Source organism: Rhodovulum sp. PH10, assembly GCF_000293785.1.
GTDB lineage: Bacteria > Pseudomonadota > Alphaproteobacteria > Rhizobiales > Xanthobacteraceae > Rhodoplanes.
Genome location: NZ_AKZI01000247.1, coordinates 1 through 416, shown reverse-complemented (window position 1 = coordinate 416; position 416 = coordinate 1). Strand labels below are relative to the sequence as shown.

Sequence of the window (416 nt, the reverse complement as noted above, 5' to 3'; positions counted from 1 at the left end):
CCTCGAGCACGCGCACGCCGGCATCGATCATCTCTGCCGTGATTTTGGGACGCTGGCGTTTCCGCCCGCGAGAGCCGTTCGACGGCAGGTCGCGCGCGGCATCCTGGGCGATCGAGCTCGCTCTCGGCCGGGCCGGATCGTGACGAGGATCGGCGTCGTCCGCACGGCGCGAACGCGCGTCGGAGCGCCGAGCCGGGCTTTTCGGTTCTTCGTCGATGACGTCGCAGGCCATGCCGGGATCCTCGTGGCGGATTCGCCGGCCAGTATGCGGGACCGCGTTACCGTGTCATCCCCGAAATTGGGTACGCGCATGGCCGCGGAGAAAGTCGTGGTTCCGGGAAAAGGTAATGTCCCGTCACTCCGGCGAAAACCGTCGGGCGCGGACCTTTGTCAGATATTCGACATGGCCCTGCACA

Annotated in this window: 1 protein-coding gene; it reads right to left on the bottom strand. The window is 66.3% G+C overall.

Annotation, left to right across the window (positions count from 1 at the left end):
* The coding region (locus A33M_RS21835; RefSeq protein ID WP_040622718.1) for a hypothetical protein at positions 1–232 on the bottom strand (232 nt) is incomplete at its 3' end.
* Positions 233–416 lie beyond the last annotated feature (184 nt).